This window comes from Bacteroides faecium, assembly GCF_012113595.1.
In the GTDB taxonomy this organism is placed as follows: domain Bacteria; phylum Bacteroidota; class Bacteroidia; order Bacteroidales; family Bacteroidaceae; genus Bacteroides; species Bacteroides faecium.
Map to the genome: position 1 here is coordinate 2,961,536 of NZ_CP050831.1, position 22,669 is coordinate 2,984,204.

Below are 22,669 nucleotides of genomic sequence, written 5' to 3' on the forward strand. Positions count from 1 at the left end.
AATATTGGGATTCTTTAATTTCCGTCCGGTTTCTCTATCTCTGTGAAAGGTGATTCGTTCCAATGGAATGTATTCACGTCATCCGGGTGTGCCGGGTCGTATGCCGGGTCGATTTTCAGATGCTTCGCCAGTTCGGGGACAGCTTTCTTCATTCCTTCAATCACACATTGGGCTATCTGATAAGCCCCGTAAGGATTGAAGTGGGTGTTGTCGGCAAAATCCTTAGTCTGTCCCGGATAAGTGCCTGCCGGATAATGTACGAAAGCACGTTTGGACGTTTCGGGGCCGAGGGCTTCATAGAGCGTGCGGGTCATTTCGTTGAGGTCAATCAACGGCACATTCTCCTTGGCGGCAAGCCAGCGCATGGCTTCCGGGTAATTTTCGTGCGTGTCGCGGATATGTCCGGTCGCGTCAAAGCTCCGGCGTTGGGTGGGAGTGACTAGTACAGGATATGCTCCGCGTGCACGGGCTTCGTCAATGAATGTTTTCAGACTGGTCATGAAAGAGTAATACGCTCCTTTGCCGGGGCCTTTCTGCTTCTGGTCGTTATGTCCGAACTCCATAAAGAGATAATCGCCTTTCTTCATTTGGCTCAATGCTTTTTTCAGGCGTCCTGCTCCGATAAAGGTATTGGCGGATTCGCCGGATTCCGCATAATTGGCAATGCAGACATCTGTTCCGAAGAAGTGAGGAATCATCTGTCCCCAACTGGCCCACGGTTCGTTATCCTGGTCTACTACCGTGCTGTTGCCGCACAGAAAAACAGTGATAACCGACGGGTCGGCAGGTTCTATACTGATACTCTGGCATACAGGTGCGTCACCGTTGAATTCCAGTGTCAATTTATCATCCCAGTTCAGTTTCTTTTTCTCACGTGCCTTGATGCGCACGGATTCTTTCTCGGAGATGCGGGGATTCCGCTTGTTGATGATAAACGTCTCGTCTATGAACTGGCCTTTTTTTGTCGGCAGATTCTCTACGAACAGACGACGGGATTCTCCCCGTACAGTTGTCACTCCTGCCTGCTTCTTGCTTCCGAGACGAACGGTCACTTTGTAATTTCCATCCGGTACGCGGACAGAGAAGAAGAAAGGCGCTTTGTTTCCTTTTTCGGGTGTGGCGGTGAGGTCGTATCCGTATCCCGTCTCTTCGCTATATCGGGGTGCGTCCGACAGTTGGTAGGTGCGGACTTCTTCTTGAGCATTGACGGTTAGTGTAGCCAAGAGTAGTAAGCCTATGATAGTAGTTCTCATATAATATAAGTTAATATATATTGGTTTATTGGATAATATTAGGCACGGATTACACGGATTTCACGGTTTTCAGAATTATGCTTTCCGTAAAGCAACAGCGTAATCTGTGTAATCCGTGCCTGATAATTTCCGTTTAGTTAATCTTCGGTTTCAGTTCGTCGGGAGAATCTTTGGTGTAAGACTTCACATCTCCCGCTACTTTAGTAAACAGCGTTTGTATCTGCTCCGGCGTTATTACCGTTGACGGGCGGAAAGCATCCGAATTCATATAATCCAGGATTGCTTTGTGCATCTGCCGGGCAACGATTCTTTTCTCCGGTTGTGAAGTAATATCCATACTGGTCATCAGCAACTTTCCGTTCAATACCTTTGCTTCAAACAACATTCCTATTTTGCGACTGATAAACCACGTATCAATGCTTTGGATAGTCGGCTGGAACTCTGCCGGAAAGTCGGTGAACTGCATCACTTGTGCTTTATTCAATAGCTCCCACCATTGCAGGTTGCTGTGGTATTCCGTCGGGAATTGGCGGAAAAGCGGATGATATTCATTCACGAAGATACCCGTCGTGTGCGGCGGGCGCATCTTGAACCAGGAAGTGTTCCAGAATACCGGAGTAAAGTATTGTTTGACTTCTTTGCCGTATTGAATCTTTCCGGCTGCCGTAATCAAAACGTTTCCGCCTTCCTGCAATACCGATAAAGCCTTGGCGTCCAGTGTATCCGTGGTATATACATCACCCTGTGTCAGTTCCACTTGCGCGGGATATACCCAGAAATCCCAGTCGTTCACAGCGTCGCTGCCCTCGATACGTACTTCCAGATTAAGTTTCTGCGGAGTAGTGATTCCTGCTAAATCCATATCTACACTACCCAAAGAACAGAGATTACCGATAGGTATATTGTGAGTACCTACACTTCCATGGGCATATACTTTTCCGAACTTATCCTTGATAGTATAAACCGTTTTTGCTTCCTGCAAAGGAGCTGCCCCGAAATGAGACACTTCGATGTCGGCATGGAATGTTTCGTTATTGGCATATACAAATTTCGGGATACGCGCCAATGGCACAGTCGGACTGCAAAAACGTCTGAACTGTTCTGCATTGATATATCCTTTTTCTTCGAAGAATACGTCCAACACACCGACCAATGCAGTTCCCTGACCGGAATAATCATTGAGAGCCAACAACTGGAATCCGGCATAATCGGGGGTACGCAATGTCTTTTCAATCTCATGCTTGTAGCAGAGAGCCTGAAGTTTACCCGAAGCCATCATAAAGTCGTAACTTTGACTTCCCATATGGTTATCATTCAGAATATCCCGGAAGATTTCAAAATTCTTCGCTTTGTTGACCCCGGTGTATTTACGGATTTCATTGAAATTAGGGAATACGCACCATTGACCTGTCTCATGCGAAACATACGGCTGTTTCACTGTATCTATCCTTGCACGGTAGTCCGACATGCTTTCTGGACGGGCACCTGCCCAACTCAATCCGCGTGCTCCGGCTTTCACATGAAACTCATTGTGAGGCTGCCACTGCCAGCTATTTCCTACGGAAGCTCCCGTATATACATGGCGCGGGTCGGTCGCTTTCCAATAATCCACAAACTTGCTTACCCATGCCACCCAACGACCGGAAGGCTCATTGCCGCAAGCCAGCATACAATAAGAAGCGTAATTCCCATATTCTTTCGTCAGAGCAATCGTTTCATCCATCAGATACTTGTCAATCGGCTGTCCGTTACCCAGTCTCGGTCCATGGTTCGGCCAGCTCGGCCCTTCCGGTTGCAGGTAGAAGCCAACGAGGTCGGCAGCGATAAATGCTGCTTCCGGCGGACAGAAAGAGTGGAAACGCATATGGTTCAACCCGTAGCTGCGGCAAATGCGGAATACCCGTTCCCAGGAAGCTACGTCCATCGGCGCATAGCCTGTCAACGGGAAATCACAGTTTTCTACCGTGCCGCGAAGCATTGTCTTTCTGCCGTTCACATAGAACCATTTTCCTTCTATCTTGAAGTCGCGCATACCGAACTGTACTTGCTTCGTATCCGTCTGTTTGCCGTTGCTCAACGTGGCTGTCAGTTTATAGAGTGCAGGGCTGAACTCATCCCATGTCAGGAAATCCTTTCCCATCGGAAGTTCCATTTCAACCGCATTGTCTCCCGGACGGATACTGAAACTTTGCTGTACGGGAGCGACTTTGTGCCGGATGTCCGTGTTGAAACTCTCGGCGGAAAGCGTGATTTCTCCTTTGGCGGAAGAGGCGGACTGCACATTCATACGTATCAGTGCTTTCTGATTGCTCAAATCGGGATATACTTGAATGTTCTCAAAGTGTACTTTCGGAGTGGCCTGCAATTCGATTCGTCCGACGATACCGTTCCAGTTGCCTTGCGTCTGGTCGGTGATACTGTGGGAGTCGGGGCCTACGTTGATTTCCTTGATGCGGTTGTCGATGCGGATAGTAATCAGACACGTCTTTCCGGGGGCGACTGCAGAAGTCAGGTCATAGACGTGGGGAACACAAAGACTGTTCTGCATACCGAGTTCCTTTTGGTTTACCCAAACGGTGGTTTCGATATGCGGACGTTCCAGGAAAAGGGAGATTCTTTCCCCTTTCCAGTTGGAAGGGATTGTAACTTTCTTTTGATACCAGGCTACGCCTACATAATGTTTGTCGGGAGTCAGGAAAAAGGGGAGTTTCACTTGTCCCTCTATCCTGTATTTTTCCATATATGGGTTGAAGTAGTAAGAACTGTCGTAGAGGCTTCCCGTCCATTGGGTGCGGGCGGTCACTTCATCCCCCTTTAGCTTTTCGGGCATGGAGCCGGGCAGGTTGATAGAATCGTCGAGGGATTTTTTGAACCATTGTTCCCTGATGCCGATATCTTCCCGGTCTATCTGGAAGTTCCACTTGCCGGATAAGCTGAAAGAGTGATTTTGCCCCACTGCGGTCAGTATAGCGGCAAATACGATAGCAATACTTACTAAAAGTCGTTTCATGATATATAGAATTGATATGTTTTTCATTTCTTCTGAAAATCTGCCGCTAAAGTAGGGCTTTTTAAGGGTTTGGTAAATAGAAAGATGTACAGATACATAGAATATTGTATCAAAATGGATGTACAGGGCGGTTTGTGTACAAAACTACATGTATTTGAAATATTGTCCATGCTCTTTGCCTTTGAGGAGTTTGGGAGATGCCCTATATTTGCGAAGTAAACTTTTTAATCTTAAAAGGAACCATGAAAAAAGTATTTGTCTGGATAGCTCTCAGCCTTTGGTCGGTAATGACAATCTTTGCCGGTGAGAAAGCCTATCTCTTTTCTTATTTTATCAATGGCAGTAAAGACGGACTGCATTTGGCATACAGTTACGATGGTCTGAACTGGCTGCCTCTGAATGGCGGACGCTCTTATCTGACACCCTCTGTCGGTAAAGATAAATTAATGCGTGACCCGAGCATCTGCCAGGCTCCGGACGGAACATTCCACATGGTATGGACTTCCAGTTGGACAGACCGGATTATCGGATATGCCTCTTCCCGCGACCTGGTTCATTGGAGTGAACAGCAAGCCATCCCTGTGATGATGCACGAGCCGGAAGCCCATAACTGTTGGGCGCCCGAACTGTTCTATGACGAGCCTTCGCAGACTTACTATATCTTTTGGGCTACCACCATCCCCGGTCGTCACAAGGAAGTGCCGACCAGCGAAAGTGAAAAGGGGCTGAATCATCGCATATATTACGTAACGACGAAAGACTTCCGCACTTTCTCAAAGACAAAGATGTTCTTCAACCCAGATTTCAGCGTAATTGACGCTGCCATTGTGAAAGACCCGAAGCATGAAGACTTGATAATGGTGGTGAAAAACGAAAATTCCAATCCGCCGGAAAAGAATCTGCGTGTCACACGCACGAAGAAGATAGCGAAAGGATTCCCTACCAAAGTATCTGCACCCATTACAGGAAAATACTGGGCGGAAGGCCCGGCTCCTCTTTTTGTAGGTGATACGCTCTATGTTTATTTCGATAAATACCGTGACCACCGTTATGGCGCTGTCCGTTCGTTGGATTACGGCGGAACGTGGGAAGATGTTTCCGAACAGGTTTCCTTTCCGCGGGGTATTCGCCACGGAACAGCTTTTGCTGTCGATATTTCCGTAGTGGAAGCGCTGAAATCCAACCGCAACTACAACCCTTTGATTCCCGATAATGTGGCAGACCCTTCCGTAGCCAAGTTCGGTGATACGTATTATCTGTATGGAACGACCGATTTGGATTACGGTCTGAACCGTGCCGGAACACCTGTCGTATGGAAATCAAAGGACTTTGTGAACTGGAGCTTTGAAGGCTCTCATATTAGCGGATTCGACTGGTCGAAGGAATATGAATATACGAATGATAAAGGCGAAAAGAAGAAAGGATATTTCCGTTACTGGGCTCCCGGACGGGTAATTGAACAGGACGGCAAATATTATCTGTACACTACCTTTGTGAAGCCGGACGAGAAAATGGGGACGTATGTGCTTGTGGCAGACCGCCCGGACGGCCCTTTCCGATTTGCCAACGGTAAGGGGCTTTTTGCTCCCGGAGAGGGCTTCTTGGCTGACAGTAAGGGACTCTTAGCTCCCGGAGAAGGCGGTATTGACAGCCCGGCTCTCATTGATGATATTGACGGAGAACCTTTTATTGACGATGACGGTACAGGATATATTTACTGGCGTCGCCGGAATGCGGCACGCCTTTCTGCGGACAGGCTTCATTTGGAAGGTGAACCGGTGTCACTGAAAACACCCCGTCAGGGATATTCCGAAGGCCCTGTTCTGTTCAAGCGCAAAGGTATCTATTACTATATTTATACGTTGAGCGGACATCAGAATTATGCAAATGCCTATATGATGAGCCGTGAATCCCCTCTTACCGGTTTCGTGAAGCCGGAAGGCAATGACATCTTTTTATTTTCCTCTCCCGAGAATCAGGTATGGGGGCCGGGACACGGTAATGTGTTCTATGATGAAGGAACGGATGAATATATCTTCCTCTATCTTGAATATGGGGATGGCGGAACTACCCGCCAAGTGTATGCCAACCGCATGGAGTTTAATGACGACGGAACGATTAAGACTTTAATCCCCGATATACGTGGTGTCGGCTATCTGGCAACTCCGCAAGAGACACGGACAAACCTCGCCTTGCAGGCTCATTTCTATGCTTCCAGCGAGAAAGCTCCCCGAACTTCCGTTGTTAATATCGAAACCCAGCCCAACCAACCTTTGCCGGATAAAGGCTCGGTGAAAAGCTATACACGTACACATACATATCAAGCAGCTTATGTAGCGGACGAATCAAATGGAACCCGCTGGATGGCTGCCGATACAGACAGCAGCCCCTATATCACGGCCGACTTGAAAGAAATCCGCAACATCAGCGAATGTCAGTTCTACTTTACCCGCCCCACCGAAGGACATACGTGGAGACTGGAGAAATCAATGGACGGAAAGCATTGGCAAACGTGCGCCGAACAAGGAAAAGTACAGGTACGCTCTCCTCATATTGCCAACGGTATCGGCAAAGCCCGTTATCTTCGCCTTCATATCCGCAGGGGAGATGCCGGATTATGGGAATGGAAAATCTATGAGAAATGATGATTTTTAGGCACGGATTACACGGATTACGCTGTTGCAATATGCACACATATTTAGGAAAAACCGTGAAATCCGTGTAATCCGTGCCTAATTCTCCATTTATAAAACTAATATTGAACTAATAATCACACCGATAACCTCATCGAATTTATGAAATATATGATAAAAAGTAAAATGCTGGCAGCTTTTTGTGCTGCCTGCCTGCTGACTCTTTCAGCCACAGCACAAACCTCTTCCTGGTTTAATGACAAGGACTTGACATTGACAGGCGTCTATTATTATCCCGAACACTGGGATGAAAGCCAATGGGAGCGTGACTTCAAGAAAATGCATGAACTGGGATTTGAGTTTACCCATTTTGCCGAGTTTGCCTGGGCGCAACTGGAACCCGAAGAGGGGCGTTACGACTTTGCCTGGCTTGACAGAGCCGTAGCTTTAGCTGCCAAATATGATTTGAAAGTAATCATGTGTACTTCTACCGCCACACCGCCCGTATGGATGAGCAGGAAATATCCCGAAATCCTACTGAAGAACGAAGACGGTACAATCCTCGACCACGGCGCCCGCCAGCACGCATCATTTGCTTCCCCCCTGTATCGGGAACTATCTTATAAAATGATAGAGAAACTGGCGCAGCATTATGGTAATGACTCCCGTATTATCGGCTGGCAACTCGATAACGAGCCTGCCGTACAATTCGACTATAACCCGAAAGCGGAACTTGCCTTCCGTGATTTCCTTCGTGCCAAATACCATAATAACATCCGGCAATTGAACGATGCATGGGGAACCGCTTTTTGGAGCGAAGCTTATTCGTCTTTTGACGAAATAACCCTTCCCAAACCTGCCCAAATGTTTATGAATCATCATCAAATCCTGGACTACCGCCGTTTTGCGGCAACGCAAACCAATAATTTCCTGAACGAACAATGCCTATTAATCAAGAAATACGCCAGAAACCAATGGGTTACTACCAACTATATACCGAACTATGACGAAGGACATATCGGGGGTAGCCCTTCCCTTGACTTTCAGAGTTACACCCGCTATATGGTATATGGAGATAATGAAGGTATCGGTCGTCGTGGCTATCGTGTCGGCAATCCGTTGCGTATCGCATGGGCAAATGATTTCTTCCGTCCTATACAGGGAACCTACGGCGTAATGGAACTTCAGCCGGGACAGGTAAACTGGGGCGGCATCAATCCCCAACCGCTTCCGGGAGCAGTCCGCCTGTGGATGTGGAGTGTCTTTGCCGGTGGTGGGGATTTTATCTGCACCTACCGCTATCGTCAGCCTCTCTACGGCACAGAGCAATATCATTATGGAATAGTAGGCACGGACGGAGTGACCGTAACTCCCGGCGGAAGAGAATATGGAACCTTTATAAAAGAGATTCGCGAACTCCGCAAGCACTATTCTCCCCGCGAAACGAAACCTGCCGCATACACCACACGTCGTACGGCTATTCTTTTCAATCATGAAAACTCCTGGAGCATCGAACGCCAGAAACAGAACCGCACATGGGATACTTTTGCACACATCGAAAAATATTATCGTACTTTAAAATCCTTCGGAGCACCTGTTGATTTTATCTCAGAAGCCAAGAATCTCTCAGATTACCCGGTCGTTATCGCCCCGGCCTATCAATTAGCTGATAAAGCATTGGTAGACAAATGGATTACATACGTGAAGAATGGCGGAAATCTCGTCCTTACCTGTCGTACTGCACAGAAAGACCGTTATGGTCGTCTGCCGGAAGCCCCTTTCGGCTCTATGATTACCCCGCTGACCGGAAACGAAATGAATTTCTACGACTTGCTTCTTCCCGAAGACCCCGGCACTGTTGTCATGAACGGAAAGGAATATTCTTGGAACACTTGGGGAGAAATTCTGAATCCCCCAGCCGATGCACAAGTATGGGCGACATATACCAATGAATTTTACGAAGGAAGCCCCGTAGTGACTTTCCGTAAATTGGGAAAAGGAACGATTACTTATGTCGGAGTCGACAGCCATAACGGTGCACTGGAAAAAGACCTGTTGAAGAAATTATATGCACAACTCGATATTCCGGTAATGGATTTGCCTTATGGCGTAACCCTTGAATACCGCAATGGCTTTGGAATTGTTCTGAACTATTCAGACCAGCCTTATACTTTCGACTTGCCGAAAGGTAGTAAAGCATTGATAGGAATCCCGGAAATTCCCACGGCTGGCGTATTGGTCTTTTCAATATGAATATAGAATAACATCTAATTCTAATCTTTGAATAGTTTTTTCCGTTCGGAAATGAGTTAAATGTATTATCATTGCAAACAATTGGTTGTTGCTATGCTATTCTTAGTCTGTTCCTTGGCTTATCTTATTTCTTCCAATAGCAGGTAAATTTTCGTTCAACAATTGTTGAACGATAGTTCGATATGTGTAGGACGTCCGTTCGACAACTGTTGAACGAAAATTCATTAGGCTATTAAAAACATCTCGATAGGACAAGAAATGATTAAAAACTGCTAATAGAAGGATTAGCTATAATTGACTCATATTTGCAAGGAAATGAATTAATTCTTACGAAAATTCTATTTTGTAGGATGCTATTGCTTTTATTAGAAATCAACAAAAGTGTTTATTAGTAATACAAACTATTGTTGATTACAAATAAAAAGAATTGCCACTTATATTTCTTGAATAAGCCTTTATATTCAAGATGCATAAGTGGCAATATCGACAATATCTATTTAAGATTAATATCCGGGATTCTGCATCGCTTTCTTTTCATCGTTAGTCAAGGCAGAGCCGCTTGCATTTGTAATACCGTCTAAGAATGCCTGTGGGATTGGGCGGTAATAATGTTTGCTTGGATTGAATTCGCCAATACCCCGGGTAGCACCGTCGTTGAATTTATGCCAGCGAGTATCCAATGTTTTGGTACGGGCTAAATCTTCCCAACGTTGCAATTCACCGCAAAGTTCGCGGGTACGTTCGTTTAATAAGAAACACATCATCTTTTCGGCATTGGACGTACAACCTAATTCATTATAAATAGAAGTATCAACGGCTGAATTATAAACGTCTGCCACGCTATTCAGTTTCATCGCTGATTTGGTTGAAGCCGTAGTCTCTGCACCTTCCATATTATTGGATTCATAGTATGTGTTTTTGTTCCAATAAATAGCGCCTTCGTCAGAGTGACCGCCACCTTTTCCTGAACAGTAAGGATTGTTCTTATAGGCTTGTCCACCGTCTACATTCTTGCTGCGGTCTTCCTTGTCAGCATAGCCGGCACGGTCGCGCAACTTATTAATCCACTCGATAGCTTTGTCATAACTAGCTTCACCTTTGCGGATATAAGCCTCGGCAACCATTAACACATCATCAGCCGAACGGGCAATGATAGCGTCACGAGTACCAAATTGTGAAGCGATAGAAACGCGGTAACCGTCACGGAATTTAGACAAAGCGACCGAACGTTTGTGCGGGATAATATTGTAATAGTTGCCGGTCTTTTCACTTAGGTTCCAGCTATGGGATTGTCCTTTAAAATAACGTACATAAGTATATGTGTTACACATCTTTCCGTCTTTCAATGCTGTATATGCCGGAGCGTTAGGGTATTCTTCATATCGGTTGTCACCCGGATTGTTTACGATGTATTTCATGCCCAGTTCACCGCCTTTGAAACGCTTGTCACCCTTGTTGACACCTGCCGGAGCATAAGGCATATCTTCTTCTGTCCATTCCGGGGCACTTTTTGTTTCGTTGGCTCCATAGCAAGTGATGAATGATTTCCAGAAACGGGAGTCGTTGACACGGTCAAACACCTGCATGGTATATTCTGTTGCGCTGACATACGAGAACTCACGTCCACCGGAAATGTCACGCTTACAACCACCTATATCATTGCCTTGATATACAGATGGATAATAAAGATGCATTTGGTTTCCATAACGTCCCCATGTCGATTCGTCATTGGAGAATTGGGCAGCCAGGATTACTTCACTGACTTTTTCGTTTGCACCGTTTGGCTGCTGGTAATCCCATAATTCCACATAGTCGTTGCACAGTGGATGTGCGTCTACCACTTCTGAACCATACTGGATTACTGCGTCCAAATCGGAAGATATATAATTCCCGTTCCAACCGCTATACAATTCGGAAGCACGGAACAGATGTGCTTTTGCCAAGAAATGTGCGGCTGCATATTTGTTGATACGTCCGACAGATTCTCCTCGTTCCGGCAGCAGTCTGTATGCTTCTCCGAAGTCGGATATTACCTGAGTGTATATTTCCTCTTCCGAGTTGCGTGTGAAGTAAGTTTCCGCACTTGTAGAAGGTTCCAGTTTCAAGGGTACGCCACCGAATTGCTTCACCAGTTCGAAATAGGCATAAGCTCTCAGGAAGTGGGCTTCTCCCAGACGGGTGTTGTAAGTAGGCGAACTTGTATTGTAATACTGCGGCAAGTTCTGGATAAGTATATTGGCCGGTTCAACCAATCCGTAATAGTTATCCCATATCGGTTGGTTAGCGGCATTTTCTGAAGAATTCAAGTCCTGGCTGTAATGATTCCATGCCGGTATCACATTGTTGGCGTCGGTAAATTCGTCCACTCCCATGTTATAACATTGGATTCCCCAGATATAATTGAATTTGAATTTCAATTTTTGATAAGCTCCGGTTACTAATTCATCAAGACCTTCCTGTGTCTTGAAACGGTCGGTACTATATTGGGTCTTTAGCTCTTCGTCAAGGAATGATTCGCTGCACGAAGTGAACGAACCGCCTATAACACTGGTTAGTATAGCTGCGAATAATAATTTATTTATTTTCATAATGTTCTTACTTTTAATTGTTTATTAGAATCCGATATTGACACCAATGACAAAACTCTTTGAAGTAGTGGGTGAACCGAACGTTTTGGTATTGTTGTCATAGTTCACTAAATCGGTATCCAGAAAATCGCACGCCTTATAGATATTGAAGGGATTCATTGCCTGAACATATAATTTCAGGTTATTGATACCTAGTTTGCCCAATTGTTTCGGAGTAAAGTTGTAACCTAGTGAAATGTTACGCACTTTGATATACGAACCGTCTTGGTAATTCATGGCGCTGTTGTAAGTATCTGCTCCTTCACCGTTGGAGCCCGGTGAGTAGTATCTTGCATTTTCATTTGTTCCCGCTACCCAGTAGTCAACCTTGCGTTGCATATAGCGGCCGTCAAGTGTGACAGCACCTTGTGGTACGGTGAATCCCCAGCGTGACAGAATGAAGAAAGATAGTTCAAAGTTCTTGTAATTGAAAGTGTTGCTCCAACCGCCTGTCCAGCGAGGGCGTACATGACCTACAATCTTTTTATCATCATTAGCATCTATCTTATCGTCACTATTCAAATCTTTCACTTTGATTTGTCCCGGTTTACGTCCGTATTTGGCAGCTTCTTCAGCTTCTTCCGTTTTCCATATGCCGTCATATACCCAGTCGTAATAAACACCGATTTCTTCTCCTACAAACCATTTGTTGTTTACATCTTCCGTTCTGCCGTTGGATAGTTCGTCAATCCGGTTTCTATCCATAGACCATGTCAGGGTTGTACTCCATGAGAAATCTTTCAGTTGTACCGGGATTGCGTTTATTTGCAGGTCAATACCCCAACCGGATGTCTTGCCTACATTCGAATAAGTGGAAACATAACCGGTCAATGAAGGAATTGTCATTTCCAACAGCAAATCGTTCGTCTTGGTCTTGTACGCGTCAATGCTACCGCTGAGTCGGTTGTTAAAGAAACCGTAATCAACACCGACATTGTATTGGGTCGTTCTTTCCCAGCCTAAAGTCGGGTTTGCCATTTTTGCCGGTTCTTTCTGGGATGGATCCGAAGGTACATAGCCTAATGAAGAATCATTTTGTCCCCAGTTGTAATATAAGCCGGTGATTGCTCCTTTGGTAGCGTAGGCTTTGATAGCCGCATTACCTGTGACACCAACACCAACACGGAGTTTCAACTGATTAAGCCAACTGACATCTTTCAGGAAATCTTCCTGATCCATTCTCCATGCAATGGCTACAGAAGGGAAGCTCGCCCATTTGTGTCCTTCGGCCAATTGCGAAGCACCGTCCCAACGCATAGATGCAGTTAATAAGTATTTGTCTTTATATCCATAGTTCATGCGAATCATATAAGATGCCATTTGAGTCTCTGTCAGGCCTGTACCAAAAGAATTCAGTGTACCGGCAGAACTCATATTATACCACAGCTCATCTGCCGACGCAACATTGGTAGCTCTCATATCTCCCATTTCGTAATGGTAAGCCGATGCTGATTGCATCAATGTCAATCCCAGATTATGCTGGCCTAATGTCTTGTTGTAATAGATAAGGTTATCTAATGTCCATGCACGTTTCTGTTCGTTTTTATATTGTGCGCCGTTATTACCGTCGCCATTGATACCGTCGGCTGCATTGGCAACTCCCAATGTATAGAATTGAAATTCAGGGCCGAATTGTATGCGATAGGACAAGCCTTCCAACGGCTTCCATATTTTGCCGAAGTCTATTTGTGAATACATGCTGGCTGATGCGCGGAAGGTACGACGCTGATTGGTATTATAATCCAGTTCACGGATAGGATTGATGATATTGACATCACCACTCGGATAGCGGATGTATTCATTGTTTTCATCATAAGGCACTGTCCATGGAATCATGCTTCTCAATGCGCTGTAGAAATCACCGGAACCGGTTACGGATTTAGAGAAACTATAACCGTAGTCTTGGGTAGAGTAAGAAGCGTTGATGGAAGTTCCCATCTTGAACCACTCCACCGGGTTTGAGTCAAATGAAGTCTTTAAGGTATAGCGTTCATAAGCCTGGCCGGGTTGTGTACCTTTCTGGTCCATATAGCCGAATGAAGCATAACCTTGGAACTTATCCGAACCGCCGGATGCGCTTAATGTGTGTTCATGGGTAATTCCGGTCTGCTTGCCGTGGGAAGCCCAGTCGTAAGAACCTACTTTTGAAGGGTCGTAATTCCCGTTTGACCATGCCTGGTCGATATTTTTCCAGGAAGCGGCTACACTGCCGAAGGCTGCTTTATCCGCTTCGTACGTCGGAGTAGCGGATGCATAGGAACCTGCATTGTATTTAGCTATACGGGCATAGTCCAGCCATTCGGATGCAGACATCATTTCTGTTACGTCATGCAATGTTTCAAAGGTGACAGTACCGGAATAGTTTAAAGTAACTTTTCCTTGTTTTCCTTTTTTAGTAGTGACAAGGATGACACCGTTGGCACCACGCGAACCATAGATAGCCGTAGCCGAAGCATCTTTCAGAATATCAATAGCTTCAATATCGGAAGGGTTGATATTCTCAATACCGCCGTTTTGAATAACCATGCCGTCAACAACATACAACGGCCCTTGTTCGGCATTGATAGAACGTTGTCCGCGAATATTAATATTTCCCACTTCACCGGGCCGTTGGCTGGAAGTGATGTCCACACCTGCTGTTTTTCCTTGCATTCCTTCCAAAGCATTCTTTACAGGCATTGCTTTCAGCTCTTTTTCTCCAACCCGTGCCATAGCACCGGTCACATCGCTTTTTTTCTGAACGCCATATCCTACAACTACTACTTCATCCAGCGTTTCCGAATCTTCTTGAAGCGTAATCCTGAAATTGGTATTTCCTGCGACAGAAATTTCTTGTTTCTTATATCCTATGTAAGTAACAGTTATCGTACCTTTAGCCGGTACATTAGAGAGAGTAAATTTGCCATCCAAATCTGTTATAGTACCATTCGTAGTTCCATTGACTAATACACTGGCACCAATGACCGGTTCTCCTGTAAAGTCAATAACTGTACCTGTGACCGTTTTATTCTGGGCATAGGCTCCAACTATTAAAAGGGAGAACAAAGTGAAGAAAAATAGCCGTCGGATAGTATCCTTATAGGCGTACAGGTGATTACCTTTTTTGTTGCTTTTCATACTTTAATTGTTAAGTTAAACAAAAGTTAGATTCATAATTTGAAATGAAAGCACTGTATATAAAGTAGTTATAAAATTGAGGAAGTTATCTTTAGGCAACGATGAGGTAACCATTGAAGTCGTTTCAACAGTAGAAAAGAATATAGCAATAAAAGAAATGCCTCAAGATGAGACAAAAAAAATAACCTTTTACAATAATTGGTTTAATATCTCCCTGAATACTTTATCAGCATGTTCCTGCATGATTTTAATATAGTTGAATATTGGTCGATTATTTTTCATACTGTGCCCTATGCAATACTCAATTTTTTCAATTTGGATTCCTAGATTATATCCGTGTTGTGCAAAGGTTTTTCGAGCGGAATAATAGGTGACCTTTTTCTTTACTCCCGAGAGTATTGAGACTTTGCCGATATGGCGGAAAATCAAACTGTATATCTGTTTATAAGATGAATACTTCCCGAATTTCAGATAGCCTTCTTTTGTCAGATATTTATCTATAATTACTTTTGCTTCAGGTTGCAGAGTAAATACGATTTCATTCTCTCCTTTTTTACTATTACGTGTTTTATGACGTATATAGCGCATATAATCTTTATCCTTAAAATTGTATGTCAATAAGTCTCTCAGGTTAATACCACCTAGATAATAAGTAAGCATAAAAATATCCCTTGCTATAGACAAAGAAGGCTTTAAAAGATGAACATCCCGTATTCTCTTTAATTCATCTATTGACAAATCAAGCTCCCGTATATTACTTGCCGGCATTTTAAATAGAATAAAAGGATGAATAGAATAGGTTACATAATTCATCTTTCTTGCATAATTCAATATCACCTTTATCAAAGTTAGATATATTCTGATAGTTGTATCTGACAAATTCTCTTCGCGAAGAACTTTTGCAAATTCTTGTATATGCAGAGGGGTTAACTGAATTAAAGGAAAATCTCCTTTCATATATTTAATAAACCTATCGGAAGCTATCATATAAAGTTTATAAGATTTTTCCCGTTCTTCTCCTTTCATGAAATTCATGTATTCTTTTGCGACAGATTGAAAAGTTATTCCTTTTTTCTTCTGTTCGTAGTTAATAATACGTATCAGCTCAGTGCATGAGATTGCAGGTAAATAACTGATTGATGTAACTATTTCTTCGTATTCGTTTATCAGTTTTCGTAAACAAGCATTCATATTAGTAGCATTCTCGTGCCTGACAACTCTACCATTTTTTATCTGACTGGCAGAATCCAAAGTAAACTGAGTAGATATATATCTAGTTTGCGAATGATGTGCTACTGCTATCCTTATTCGATGTCTACCATTTGATAGTTTTTTAGTTGGAACAATTACAATTGAAAAATTTGCCATATCATTTTTAGGTTTATAAATTACTATTTCCCATACAATAAAATAGAAATATAAAAGCTCATAACTATTAGCCGCAGATTAAAAAATCGGCTTGTAGCATGGAATATCGTGCAAAAGACGGTATTTTCCATGCATATGTACGATTCTGCATTGCTATATTTTAATTTAGTCGTTATGTTTGCAACACTTTTTCACAGCTATAATGTGAAAAGGCACTTAACAAAATAGAGAATCTAACTTTTGTTTAACTCAATATATTGAGGTATGAGAAATAATGGAAAACACTACCCTTCGTTTATGGCTGTCGGAAAGGATGAGTTCGGTAGTTACCCTTTAGTACTTATAGAGAATTTAATTAATAAGAAATATTTGTTTAACTTTAAAAGACATGGTATGAAGAAAAACTATGTAATGGCTGCTTTGGTTCTGTCGCTGTTGGCGGGATGCAGCACTGATGTTAAAGAATCTGACATCAAGTTTGCAGGAGAGGCGGGTGTGAAGGTCTCTTTCAATGCAGTGATAAACAGTCAGACCGGAACTCCTTTGACACCAACCCGAGCTACTGATACAGAATGGGAAATTGGAGATTCAATAGGAATTTCCTGTGGAGGTAATCAACAGAATATCCACTACAAATACATAGGTGATGCAAATAATATGTTTGCCGCCAAAGGAGGTGTAGGAGAAGAAATTTGGGTTTTAGGAACACAAGAATATGATGTGATAGCCTATTGTCCGTTTATGGGTACGTCTGGAGTGACCGAGGGAATTGTAAGTGTATTGACTGACACTGAAAATCAAGCAACGGCAGAAAAAAGAAAATATCTGGATTTTCTTTATGCTACGGCTACGGCAAGTGCTACTCAACCAAATGTACAGTTAGTGTTTAACCATAAGATGAGCCGCATCAAGATAAAATTTGAAGCAGGCGACGGAGTTTCACTTTCTGATATAGACTGTTATCTTATCGGATTGAAGCAGGAGGGTACATTCAATACAAGCACAGGAGCGACGACTGTCAGCGAAAGTGCGATGACTGAGGATATCTATTGGGGAAATGTAGGTGAAGTAAATAATCATACGATGGAAGCTATCTTGTTGCCACAGACTGTGAGCAGCAAAGTGAGTATTCAGGCCAGAATGGGAGGGCGGTTATATGAAGTGCAATTCCCTAACTTGACTAAGTTAGATACGGGAGTTTCCTATAACTATACTATTAAGGCCAGCATGTCAGTAGACCAAAAGGATTATGTATTTACTATCACGAAAGAGGGAACACAGATCAATGACTGGACTACAGAAGAAGAGGAGATAAAAGCAGATTCGACTTCTCCAGATACAGGAGCTACGACGGAGAATCCTAATTGGACTGTAGAAGAAGAAGAGATTACTGCTACCGAAAAATGATAATTAATTTTCTATACCTATTAATATATACGACACATTAATCATTCAATAAATAAAAAAATACGAATATGAAAATATATAGTTATATATCAGCACTTTTGATTGCAGCTATTGCAAGTTTCTCTTCTTGTTCACAAGAGGAAGATGTAAATGTAACGAACGGAGGCAATTTTTCTAATGACTTACAAATTACTGTGTCCGATAGTGGATATTTTGATATGACTCCGGGTACACGTGCTATAGAGAAAGGATATGCTACTGAATTTACCAAAGGAGACGAAATCGGTATTTTTGGGGTGGATGATAACGGAATAGTAGAGAATATCAATAACCGGAGATGTGTGATGACAGCAGATGGTAATTGGAAAATAGATGGCGAACAGATCAAATATAATGGAGCTGAATTCAAGCAAATAAAGTTTTATGCATATTATCCATACAATGTGAGCGTGAAATTTAATGCTACACAGGATGATCCTTTTGCAGAGTATATTAGTGAGTGGACACTTGGCAATGATCAAAGCGGTGAGGAATATACGAAATACGATTTGATGACAAGTTCAAGTAGTGCTGTGGTAGATAATCGTTTTAAAGGGGAAATCAACTTTAAGATGCAGCATTGTATGGCTTTAGCTGTGCTAGAACTGCCTAATCTTGTTTATAACTTTATTAATTCGGATGTAACTATCGATGATTATGAGTTACCGATTACAAATGCTTCTTTCAAACTGAATAATGAAGAAGTGGTGCCTTATTATCAAGAGGCTACAAGTACATATCGTTTTCTGGTAAAACCTGGTGAAGAAATGAAAATTGAAGGTACTTATACAGGGGTAAGGGAAATGACATATACTGCCACTGCTACGTTAAATGCAGGAACTGCTAAAGTATATACAGTTAGCGATACTAATAAAAAAGAATATACATTATCGATTGGAGATTATTATTGCGCGGATGGCTCTATTGTAAGCAAAGAGGTAGAGGATAAAGATATTCCTAATAATGTAATTGGTATTGTATGCTATATCGGCAATCCTCAGCCATCTATAACGCATATGCAAAGTGGTAATACAGAAAACAATGATGCTCTTAGACGCGATTATTCGAATTGTAGACATGGGTTGGTATTAGCGTTAAATAATACATTAGATAATACGAATAAATTTAGTAGTTGGAGAACTGTTGGTGAAGCATATTGTGATTGGTTTAGCAAAGATGAAGAATGGATGGGTAAGTTCGTTGACTGTAATACGGGTAATAATAGTGCGACTAAAGATAAATGGGTGGAGCAATATCCTGCTTTTATGGGGTATAACAATACAATGTTGTTGACGATGTGCTATGAAGGGAAAGGACAGCCAACCATGTGTGATGATGCCTACAAGCAAATTACCTCTTATCGTGACAATGTATCTGTTCCTGCGAATACTACTCCATGGTATCTTCCATCTATTGCTTGTTTGGAACAGGTTGCTAAAAATCTGAGTGCAGTGAACAGTAGCTTAGGGAAAGTAGAGGCCGCTACACAATTGGAATCAGTCGAAGCAAGTGCAAATTTTGGTTTTTATTGGAGTAGTACTTTGCGAAATGGATATACACAATGGGTACACGCTATGAATGGTGGAAGTTATAATAAAGTAAACTCGTATGGAAGTACTGCTGCCGGTTATTTCCGTTTGATGCTTGCATTTTAAACCCATACAATGTTTTTTCAAAGTAAATAAGGGCGGCGTACTTCGCCGCCTCATAACTTCTCTATCATGAAAATAGAAATATATGAATAAGAAAAACTTAATAAAAGGAACAACTTTACCTATTGCCCTGTTTTTCTCTTTCGCCCTAATACCGACTTTCGGCAATCAAGGACAGGCTATAGCTGCTGTTGATATAGTTCAGCAACAAGGCATTATCAAGGGAACGGTGGTGGACGATAAAGGCGAACCGGTGATTGGAGCTAATGTTCTTGTTGTAGGTACTTCTGTCGGTACTATTACCGATATCGACGGTATGTTTAAAATCAATGCGAAAGCAGGGACGAAGCTGAAAGTTACTTTTATCGGATATACTGAGCAAGTGTTAGTTGCCAAAAATAATATGCGAGTGGTTTTATCGGAAGATGCTACCACTTTGCAAGAAGTGGAAATCGTGGCATATGGTGTGCAGAAGAAAGTAACCATGACGGGTGCTGTGGCAAGTGTTAAGACCGAAGCCCTGACACGTACTTCCATCGGTTCTGTCTCTAATGTATTAGGAGGGCAGATGGCAGGTCTGACTACCATTCAAACATCCGGTGAACCGGGTGCAGATGCCGCAGAGGTTTTTATCCGTGGTAAAGCGACATGGGGAGATGCGTCTCCATTGATTCAGGTGGATGGTGTAGAACGTAGCATGAATGATATAGATCCCAATGAAATAGAGTCTATATCCATTTTGAAAGACGCTTCCGCCACTGCTGTGTTTGGTGTACGCGGAGCCAATGGAGTTATTCTGATTACTACCAAGCGCGGTAGGGAAGGAAAGGCACATATCTCTTTCAGCACTTCTGCTTCTATACAAATGCCTACTAAAATGGTGGAAACTGCTAACTCTTATGAATATGCTATGTTTTATAATCAAATGATAGCTAATGATACACCAGTGGGGGAAATACCAGCCAAGACATTCTCAGATGGAGTTATTCAAAAATTCCGGGATGGTTCTGATCCCCTTCGTTTTCCGAGTGTCAATTGGATTGATTATATTATGGGGGATGCTACTCTGCAGAGTCAGCACAATCTGAATATTTCTGGAGGTACGGATAAGGTGCGTTATTTTATCTCGGCAGGTGCTTATACACAAGGCGGACTTTTCAATGAGTTTAGTCTGCCTTATGGTATCAGCTATCAATATCGCCGTTTTAATTACCGAAGTAACTTGGATATAGACGTGACGAAAACCACTACAATCTCATTCAATGTGGCAGGAAACGTTAATTCATCCGAAAAGCCACGTACCAGCCAAGGATCATCCGGAATGGTTAAGAATATCTATTATTCAACTCCGTTTAGAAGTGCCGGTTTTGTAAATAATAAGTTGGTATATACTACTACTGACTCACAGTCTGACGGGTTGAGCTTGCCTTTTGTCGGTGATGCAGATCCATTCACTTATTATGGAGGCGGAGCTGCCCATAGTGTCAACAATTCATTGAATGCCGACCTCATTTTGAATCAGAAACTGGATTTTATCACTAAAGGACTTTCATTTAAGTTAAAAGGTTCGTACAATAGCTCATTTACCATTAATAAGAATTTGTCCGGTGGTACGGAAATGACTTATACACCGGTATTACAGAGTGATGGGAGTGTAGGATTACGTCCGGTAGACGGTAGTAAATACACTGATGTGAGCTATGGAGTTTCTCGGGGACAGTCGCGTAACTGGTATATGGAAGCTGCACTGAACTATAATCGCTCGTTTGGTAATCACAACATAGGGGCATTGGTGCTTTATAATCAGTCCAAAGAATATTACCCAAAAGAATATTCGGATGTTCCGCGAGGATATGTCGGTTTGGTTGGACGTGTAACTTACGACTGGAAAAACCGTTATATGGTAGAAGCTAATATGGGTTATAACGGTTCGGAGAACTTTGCTTCGGATAATCGGTTTGCCCTCTTTCCGGCAGCATCCGTAGGGTGGGTGGCGAGTGAAGAAAAGTTTTGGGAATCTATCAAACCGGTAATAAGCTTCCTGAAACTACGTGCCAGCTTCGGTTTGGTAGGTAATGATAAAATCGGTGGCTCCCGTTTTATGTATACTGCCAATCCTTATCATGTTAATCTGAACGGTTATGTTAGTAATTCCGGTTATGGAAGCGGTAATCTTGCTCAGATACAGGGCTCTTATGGATACTTGTTCGGGCAAGGAGGACAAACTTCCACTGTTAGTTTAGGAGCACATGAGTGGGCGATTAATAATGCGAATGTGACATGGGAAAAAGCATTCAAGCAGAACTATGGTATTGATATCAACTTTTTTAACGACCGTTTATCTGCTACAGTAGAATATTACAAAGAACACCGTTGGGATATCCTTCTGCAAGACGGAACAGCTCCCGGTATGTTAGGTTTTACTCAACCTTTCTCTAATTTAGGGGAAGTAAATAACTGGGGATGGGAACTTTCGTTGAAATGGAACGATAAGGTCGGGAAAAACTTTCGCTATTGGGCGGGTATAAACCTTTCTTATAATCAGAATGAAATCATCGAGCGTAAGGAAGCTCCTCAGGATTACGACTATTTGTACGAGAAAGGACATCGTATCGGCTCACGCAAGCAATATGCTTTCTGGCGCTATTACGATGAACAAACACCGGTACTGTATGAACAGACATTCCATCGTCCGTTTCCGACTCATTCGGTTGTATTACAAAATGGAGATGCTGTTTATGTCGATTTAAATGGCGACCGGAAGATTGACGCAAATGATATGGGTTATGATTATGGATTTACGGATGATCCGGAATACATGGTAGGTATGAATCTCGGATTCTCTTGGAAGAATTTGGAAGTAAATACGCAATGGACTGGTGCGTGGAATGTGAGCCGAATGATTTCGGATGTGTTCCGTCGGCCATTTTTATCTAGTTCAGGTAATGTTGCAGGTGGTTTGCTTGCCTATCATCTGGCAAATACATGGACAAAAGAAAATCCGTCGCAAGATGCGAAATATCCACGTGCTACATGGAAGAACGCTGATAATAACTATGCAGAATCAACTCTTTATGAACAGGATTCCAAATATTTGCGTCTAAAGACTCTGACAATTGCTTATAATTTCCAATTCCCTTTGATGAAGAAATTGGGAATGAGTACTTGTCAGCTATCGTTCAGTGGCTATAATTTGTGGACTCTCACACCTTATTTATGGGGCGACCCGGAAGCAAGAGCTAGTAATGCACCTTCGTACCCGTTGACAAAGACATATACATTAGGATTGAAACTGGGATTCTAAAAACAG

General features: G+C 42.9%; 10 protein-coding genes. 5 read left to right on the forward strand and 5 right to left on the reverse strand.

Annotated features, from left to right (window positions below; all coding sequences use genetic code 11):
- Positions 1 to 14 precede the first annotated feature (14 nt).
- Together BacF7301_RS10510 and BacF7301_RS10515 are read right to left on the reverse strand one after the other, a co-directional pair.
- The gene (locus tag BacF7301_RS10510; RefSeq protein WP_167962569.1) at positions 15 to 1,253 is read right to left on the reverse strand and encodes a rhamnogalacturonan acetylesterase; all 1,239 of its coding nucleotides are present in this window, start codon (positions 1,251 to 1,253) and stop codon (positions 15 to 17) included.
- Positions 1,254 to 1,386: 133 nt separating this feature from the next.
- Complete coding sequence (locus BacF7301_RS10515) at positions 1,387 to 4,263, reverse strand: exo-beta-1,4-galactosidase (protein ID WP_167962571.1); 2,877 nt, start codon at positions 4,261 to 4,263, stop codon at positions 1,387 to 1,389.
- A gap of 242 nt (positions 4,264 to 4,505) precedes the next feature.
- Between BacF7301_RS10515 and BacF7301_RS10520 the strand changes: the two genes are divergently transcribed.
- Both BacF7301_RS10520 and BacF7301_RS10525 read left to right on the forward strand, forming a co-directional pair.
- On the forward strand, positions 4,506 to 6,908 hold the full coding sequence (locus BacF7301_RS10520) for a family 43 glycosylhydrolase (RefSeq protein ID WP_167962572.1): 2,403 nt from the start codon (positions 4,506 to 4,508) through the stop codon (positions 6,906 to 6,908).
- A gap of 150 nt (positions 6,909 to 7,058) precedes the next feature.
- The gene (locus BacF7301_RS10525; RefSeq protein WP_167962573.1) at positions 7,059 to 9,149 is read left to right on the forward strand and encodes a beta-galactosidase; all 2,091 of its coding nucleotides are present in this window, start codon (positions 7,059 to 7,061) and stop codon (positions 9,147 to 9,149) included.
- A gap of 503 nt (positions 9,150 to 9,652) precedes the next feature.
- Here the strand turns inward: BacF7301_RS10525 and BacF7301_RS10530 are convergent.
- From BacF7301_RS10530 to BacF7301_RS10540, 3 genes are all read right to left on the reverse strand, one after another.
- Entirely contained in the window at positions 9,653 to 11,737 is a 2,085-nt protein-coding gene (locus BacF7301_RS10530) for a RagB/SusD family nutrient uptake outer membrane protein (protein WP_167962574.1), read from the reverse strand.
- Between the two features lie 24 nt (positions 11,738 to 11,761).
- Positions 11,762 to 14,893: a SusC/RagA family TonB-linked outer membrane protein gene (locus tag BacF7301_RS10535; protein ID WP_167962575.1), complete on the reverse strand. Its 3,132-nt coding sequence runs from the start codon at positions 14,891 to 14,893 to the stop codon at positions 11,762 to 11,764.
- Between the two features lie 189 nt (positions 14,894 to 15,082).
- Positions 15,083 to 16,261, reverse strand: coding sequence for a tyrosine-type recombinase/integrase (locus BacF7301_RS10540; protein ID WP_167962577.1), 1,179 nt, complete (start codon positions 16,259 to 16,261; stop codon positions 15,083 to 15,085).
- Between the two features lie 393 nt (positions 16,262 to 16,654).
- On the opposite strand from BacF7301_RS10540, the gene BacF7301_RS10545 reads away from it, so the two are divergent.
- The 3 genes from BacF7301_RS10545 (at position 16,655) to BacF7301_RS10555 (ending at position 22,663) form a co-directional block, all read left to right on the forward strand.
- Entirely contained in the window at positions 16,655 to 17,668 is a 1,014-nt protein-coding gene (locus BacF7301_RS10545; protein WP_167962579.1) for a fimbrillin family protein, read from the forward strand.
- Between the two features lie 68 nt (positions 17,669 to 17,736).
- Positions 17,737 to 19,362 carry a fimbrillin family protein gene (locus BacF7301_RS10550; RefSeq protein ID WP_167962581.1) on the forward strand — a complete coding sequence of 542 codons (1,626 nt, stop codon included), beginning with the start codon at positions 17,737 to 17,739 and terminating at the stop codon, positions 19,360 to 19,362.
- Positions 19,363 to 19,444: 82 nt separating this feature from the next.
- Positions 19,445 to 22,663: a SusC/RagA family TonB-linked outer membrane protein gene (locus tag BacF7301_RS10555; RefSeq protein ID WP_044655842.1), complete on the forward strand. Its 3,219-nt coding sequence runs from the start codon at positions 19,445 to 19,447 to the stop codon at positions 22,661 to 22,663.
- Positions 22,664 to 22,669 lie beyond the last annotated feature (6 nt).

What these genes read in the sequence shown, in the direction of transcription:
- BacF7301_RS10530 (WP_167962574.1), bottom strand. Translation starts at nt 11,737, where the DNA reads ATGAAAATAAATAAATTATTATTCGCAGCTATACTAACCAGTGTTATA.
- BacF7301_RS10520 (WP_167962572.1), top strand. Translation starts at nt 4,506, where the DNA reads ATGAAAAAAGTATTTGTCTGGATAGCTCTCAGCCTTTGGTCGGTAATG.
- BacF7301_RS10540 (WP_167962577.1), bottom strand. Translation starts at nt 16,261, where the DNA reads ATGGCAAATTTTTCAATTGTAATTGTTCCAACTAAAAAACTATCAAAT.
- BacF7301_RS10525 (WP_167962573.1), top strand. Translation starts at nt 7,059, where the DNA reads ATGAAATATATGATAAAAAGTAAAATGCTGGCAGCTTTTTGTGCTGCC.
- BacF7301_RS10515 (WP_167962571.1), bottom strand. Translation starts at nt 4,263, where the DNA reads ATGAAACGACTTTTAGTAAGTATTGCTATCGTATTTGCCGCTATACTG.
- BacF7301_RS10550 (WP_167962581.1), top strand. Translation starts at nt 17,737, where the DNA reads ATGAAAATATATAGTTATATATCAGCACTTTTGATTGCAGCTATTGCA.
- BacF7301_RS10555 (WP_044655842.1), top strand. Translation starts at nt 19,445, where the DNA reads ATGAATAAGAAAAACTTAATAAAAGGAACAACTTTACCTATTGCCCTG.
- BacF7301_RS10510 (WP_167962569.1), bottom strand. Translation starts at nt 1,253, where the DNA reads ATGAGAACTACTATCATAGGCTTACTACTCTTGGCTACACTAACCGTC.
- BacF7301_RS10535 (WP_167962575.1), bottom strand. Translation starts at nt 14,893, where the DNA reads ATGAAAAGCAACAAAAAAGGTAATCACCTGTACGCCTATAAGGATACT.
- BacF7301_RS10545 (WP_167962579.1), top strand. Translation starts at nt 16,655, where the DNA reads ATGAAGAAAAACTATGTAATGGCTGCTTTGGTTCTGTCGCTGTTGGCG.